Origin of the sequence: uncultured Legionella sp., from assembly GCF_937871865.1 — a bacterium.
Taxonomy (GTDB): Bacteria; Pseudomonadota; Gammaproteobacteria; order Legionellales; family Legionellaceae; genus Legionella.
Map to the genome: position 1 here is coordinate 1 of NZ_CALMPD010000175.1, position 3,748 is coordinate 3,748.

The window sequence follows — 3,748 nt, forward strand, 5'->3', positions numbered from 1 at the left end:
GGGTATTTGATCATAATTAACTATTCATTAACAGATTTTGATGATCTCTCCCTGGCTCCTTCTGATTTCCCTTGCCATTTTATTGTTTTTTATTTATCATTCTGCGCCTTTAATTACCAAAAGAAGCCATCATGAAAAGAAAATTCGACGACAGCCTGCCAACATCACAAAAGTTATTTGAATATAAACCGGTCAGAAACGATGAAGAGCCACAAGCTCATACACCACCCATGTCTCCCAGAAAAGTAGGACAAAAAGCGATAAGAGATGCTCACGGTATGTTTGCTCCATCACCTAAAAACCCGAGACTATTCAATGAACGTGCCGAGCAACTTCTTCAAGAAAGGCTTGCGCAATTTGCTAGACAACAAGAAGAACAAAGATTAAGTACAGAAGCTCTAGGGACGTTGGCTCCTTGTAAAAACCAAGATATATATAACCTGCGCATCGCAGATTATGTTGCAAAAGGGATGAGAGCATATGATGCACTACACCGTCAAGCAGCGGAAGAATCAGTGGAAGAAGAGTCATCACAAGAAGATTCAATGTTCACTAATGGACTGGGAAAGCTAATTTAAGTCAATACTGGGTCTGATTCTTAATTTCAGACTCAGAATCTTTATATACTCAAATCATTAAGGATAACGAATAATGGCATACAGAAAAATGCTAAAATCTAAAATTCACCGTGCTACTGTTACCGAAGCCGATTTGGATTACGAAGGCAGCATCACCATATCTCCAGAATTGCTAAAAGCCGCAGACATACTTCCCAATGAAGCAGTGAATATCTGGAATATCACCGCGGGCACTCGCTTTGAAACCTATGCCATTACGGGTGAAAAAGGCTCAACTGATATTTGTGTTAATGGCGCTGCTGCACATTTGGTAACACCCGGAGATTTAATCATTATTGCCTCATTTACCCAAGTCCTGGAAGAAGAGTGTGCCACCCAGGTTCCAACGGTAGTATTTGTTGACCAATTCAATCGCCTGAAAGAAATCAGACCCGAGGTCGTTGGGGTTAAAAGTAGAGAACCGGCTGCTATAGCCTAAGGCTTGCTGACCTTAATTTGAGTCAAACTGAGCTGATTTTAGCGCATCAGAACAGCGAAAATCCGTTCAGTTTGGCCAAACCCTAGTAATGTAACAGGCTTTATTACCTGCCAGACCATAGGCAGTTCGCCCATTATCGTTTATTCTAATATGAACCTGGCCAAGAAAATAAATCCATGTTAGTCCACCTTCTTGAATTACGCCGCCGCGCACTGCTTACCTTAAGCTGGTTTGCTCTCCTGTTTTTGTCTTTTTTCTTCATTGCGGCCGATTTATTTCATTTAATCGTTACTCCCTTACTACGTGCACTACCGAATCAGGAAGGATTAATCGCAACCCAGATTACGTCTTCTGTATTTACCCCATTAAAACTGGCTGCTGATGCAGCACTTCTCCTCACCGCGCCTTTTGCCCTCTACCATCTTTGGCGCTTCATCAGCCCCGGGTTGTATAAAAACGAACAAAAGCAACTAAAAGGGGCAATAGTAATCAGCTTGTTTTTGTTTGTACTTGGCGTTCTTTTTTGTTTTTTCCTGATATTGCCATTTATGTTTCAGTTCTTTGCCAAAGCACTCCCAGAGGGAGTACGTTTAATGCCAGATATGAGCTACACCCTCGATTTCATTACCAGAATGCTGATGTTATTTGGTTTTAGCTTTCAGGTGCCATTAATCTGCCTGATTATGGTACGCATGAATCTCACCTCCATTGTGACCCTGAAAAAAATCAGGCCGTATATTATTGTCGGCGCATTTATAGTGGGGATGTTGCTAACGCCCCCGGATGTGTTGTCACAATTAATGCTGGCAGTGCCCCTGTGTGTTCTTTATGAGCTAGGAATTATCCTAGCCGTTTTTCTCGTATGAAAAGAAGCACTCAAGCTCTTCCCTGATTTACCGATACATTCATCACAAGGATCCATTAAGGGAACGAGCGATGAACAAGATGGCGAAATTTAACATTGGGGATTTAGTGATTCATAAACGCATTCGCTATAGAGCCATTGTGGTAGACGCGGATCCCATATTTCAAGCATCGGGAAATTATAATCCGCAAGCCAATCAACGTGAATTTGCAACACGAAATCCCTGGTATCGGCTGTTAGTTGATGACAGCAGCCAAGTTACTTATGTTGAAGAATGCATGCTCATGGCAGATCCAAGCCACCAGCCGATTAATAACCCTCATATTCAAAATTACTTAAGAGAAAAAGAAGGAAGTTATCGTACGGCCAATGCCAAACATTAAAAATTCCTCATAATTTTTTTGCTTCCTGCAACTAAAAATATCAATGAGAAAGAGGGGAAGGCTGGACTATATGTGAATCCACTTTCTTCTCTTCAGCTTTTTTAAATAGCCTGAATTGATTACCTACTGGTTCAACTGGTGACTCAGTCTTATACTTATCCTTAATTGCGTCGAGATGTACTTGCTCTAATTCTGCCACAGTCTTTTCAACAATTATTTGAGCATCTTTTTTAACACCAAAGAAAGAGCCTATGCACTGTGCCAAGTCTTTAAAAAACTGAATAACACAATTTGGATTCTCTTTTATCTCCTCATGAACTTTAGAAAAGCTCTCGTTTAAAAAGGTCTGCATTCTTGGATGTTCAATATCTATTTCAAGCTCTTCCTCTTCGATATAAGTTGCACAAGCATCTTTTGCTTTGACAATAAACTCATCCTTATCAAGAACTGTTTTAGCTAAGCCTGCCAAAGTTTCATAAAATACTACACCAGAGCTTTTTACTGATTTAGAATCTAATTTCGCATAAGGATCAGTATTATTAATCAATAGATTCAAGAATGAGGATTTTTTAACTTCCTCCAAGCATCCTTCTTTTCGCAATAATACAATGAGCCTTTGCGGGTGAATTCTTGATAATCGTTCTTTTTCAAGAGGAACTCTGACTATATGTTCTGCATCATTAACAACACCAGCTTCAAGCATTTGTTTTTGCAATTGCTCATTGGTTTCAAATATTGCAGCAACGACACTCTTTGCAACAAACTCGGAACAAATCATTTTATCATTAATTTTATATCCGTCTTTGCCATACATAACACCATGAACATCGCTCCTGTCGATTGCATCTGAATCATGATGCCCACCATATAAGCCAAAATCAGCCCATCCAGCTTGAAAGCGTGCGGCCTTATCATTTTTCACACCCTCAAGCCGTTCTTTTGATGCAACAAGTAATCTTTGCACATTTTCTTGATATAAATTTTTAATTTCTTTTTTGTAGTCCAAGCCTTGTTTGCTGTAATGCTCTTTTAGCTTTTCTTGCATTTCAGGCGAAATCAGCTTAATAACATCAACTCTGAAGGTGTCGCTTATAGCCATGTCAGCTACCTTCACTCTATCAATCTGATGCTCTCCCCATATATGGGAAAACGTGGGGGCCCCTGTTTCAGGATCGATGAAAACTTGAGCTGCATGACCATATTCTGAAATAAAATTGTGCGTCAATGCCACCTCTAGGCCAGCTGATTTATTTTTCAAAGAAAGTGATTTTTTAGAATGGTTCATTACCAAATCCCCACTTTCAAATAACTGTTCCGCAGATGTTTTCTCTTCTATTTGGGCAATGAATTCAGCACTTTGCATGGCGTGGGCATGTAGCTTTTTTAATTTACTATAGCCAACACACGATAAATTGATTATTAGCAATGGCTCTGAAAAAGCTCA

The 3,748-nt window shown here is 39.8% G+C and carries 5 protein-coding genes; 4 read left to right on the top strand and 1 reads right to left on the bottom strand.

The genetic code is table 11. From position 1 onward, the window contains the following. The first annotated feature begins 131 nt into the window (after positions 1 to 131). The 4 genes from Q0495_RS09565 (at position 132) to hspQ (ending at position 2,304) form a co-directional block, all read left to right on the top strand. Entirely contained in the window at positions 132 to 578 is a 447-nt protein-coding gene (locus Q0495_RS09565) for a hypothetical protein (protein WP_298625390.1), read from the top strand. Between the two features lie 73 nt (positions 579 to 651). Further along, entirely contained in the window at positions 652 to 1,056 is a 405-nt protein-coding gene (panD, locus tag Q0495_RS09570; RefSeq protein WP_298625393.1) for an aspartate 1-decarboxylase, read from the top strand. Between the two features lie 176 nt (positions 1,057 to 1,232). After that, positions 1,233 to 1,922 (top strand): twin-arginine translocase subunit TatC, encoded by a 690-nt coding sequence (tatC, locus tag Q0495_RS09575; protein WP_298625396.1) that lies wholly within the window; start codon positions 1,233 to 1,235, stop codon positions 1,920 to 1,922. A 70-nt stretch (positions 1,923 to 1,992) separates the two neighbouring features. Then, positions 1,993 to 2,304, top strand: a complete 312-nt coding sequence (hspQ, locus tag Q0495_RS09580; protein ID WP_298625400.1) for a heat shock protein HspQ — start codon at positions 1,993 to 1,995, stop codon at positions 2,302 to 2,304. 40 nt (positions 2,305 to 2,344) lie between these two features. On the opposite strand, the gene Q0495_RS09585 is transcribed toward hspQ, so the two are convergent. Beyond that, the gene (locus Q0495_RS09585; RefSeq protein ID WP_298625403.1) at positions 2,345 to 3,667 is read right to left on the bottom strand and encodes a hypothetical protein; all 1,323 of its coding nucleotides are present in this window, start codon (positions 3,665 to 3,667) and stop codon (positions 2,345 to 2,347) included. Positions 3,668 to 3,748 lie beyond the last annotated feature (81 nt).

Excerpts from the sequence above, each read along its gene's own strand:
- tatC (WP_298625396.1), top strand. The coding sequence starts at position 1,233 with ATGTTAGTCCACCTTCTTGAATTACGCCGCCGCGCACTGCTTACCTTA.
- hspQ (WP_298625400.1), top strand. The coding sequence starts at position 1,993 with ATGAACAAGATGGCGAAATTTAACATTGGGGATTTAGTGATTCATAAA.
- Q0495_RS09565 (WP_298625390.1), top strand. The coding sequence starts at position 132 with ATGAAAAGAAAATTCGACGACAGCCTGCCAACATCACAAAAGTTATTT.
- Q0495_RS09585 (WP_298625403.1), bottom strand. The coding sequence starts at position 3,667 with ATGCAAAGTGCTGAATTCATTGCCCAAATAGAAGAGAAAACATCTGCG.
- panD (WP_298625393.1), top strand. The coding sequence starts at position 652 with ATGGCATACAGAAAAATGCTAAAATCTAAAATTCACCGTGCTACTGTT.